Here is a 1,100-nt window from a genome sequence, read left to right as displayed (position 1 = left end):
TTAAATTTTACAATCTGCCAAATTAATTACTTGTTTTGGCTATTCTTATTTTTCTTAGCAATTAACAGTAAGATTGCTTCTAATGATAATAATCCCAATCCAAGTAATCCAGTCGTTATTTGACTAGTAGTACCGGTTTGTGGAAGTTTATTATTTTTTCCATTACTGTCACTATTTTCAACTGAGTTCTTTTCTGTTAGCTCAACCACCATACGATTATTAGTAACTGAAGCATCTGTATTTTCAAGCCCAGAATTATTTGTACTATTATTAACGTCCAAACTTACTGAAGTAAAGATATCTCCAGAGCCATTCGCTGATTCATTATTTTCTGGGAATATCGTTCCTATTGAATGACTACTATTGATGGATGAAGAATTACTAATAGTAGTTGAAATACTATCACTAAGACTTGTAGAAGTACTTGCATTCATTGAATCCAAAATACTAGTACTTATTGAGGTGGATACACTTAAGCTTGTCGAAATTTGTTCACTCATACTAATTGATTCGGATGGATTATCAGGTTTTGGATTTACAGGTGATTCACTAAGCGAAGTTGAGCCACTATTTGAAACAGAAACTGAGTCACTCATGCTTAATGAAGTCGATTGACTCTCACTTGCACTCAACGATGTTGACGCACTCTCACTTTGACTCAATGACGTTGAGGCACTCTCACTTTGACTTAACGATGTTGACGCGCTCTCGCTCTGGCTTAATGAAATTGAGGCACTCTCGCTTTGACTCAACGATGTTGAGGCACTTGCACTTTGACTTAACGATGTTGACGCGCTCTCGCTCTGACTCAGCGATGTTGAGGTACTTGCACTTTGACTCAACGAGGTTGATGTACTCTCACTTTGACTCAATGACGTTGAGGCACTCTCACTTTGACTCAGCGATGTTGACGCACTTGCGCTTTGGCTCAATGAAATTAAGGTACTTTCACTTTGGCTCAATGACGTTGATGTACTCTCGCTTTGACTCAGCGATGTTGAGGTACTTGCACTTTGACTTAACGATGTTGATGTACTCTCACTTTGACTCAATGACGTTGAGGCGCTCTCGCTCTGACTCAATGAGATTGATGCACTTGC

1 protein-coding gene is annotated in these 1,100 nt (G+C 38.7%); it reads right to left on the bottom strand.

Going from position 1 to position 1,100, the window contains the following annotated elements:
* Window positions 1-26: 26 nt before the first annotated feature.
* On the bottom strand, window positions 27-1,100 hold a 1,074-nt coding region (locus AACL61_RS07845; RefSeq protein ID WP_339111206.1), incomplete at its 5' end, for an LPXTG cell wall anchor domain-containing protein.

It is taken from the genome of Limosilactobacillus reuteri subsp. porcinus (genome assembly GCF_036621895.1).
Classification (GTDB): Bacteria; Bacillota; Bacilli; order Lactobacillales; family Lactobacillaceae; genus Limosilactobacillus; species Limosilactobacillus reuteri_J.
Note: the sequence above shows the minus strand (reverse complement) of the source record. Positions and strands in the feature narration are given on the sequence as shown.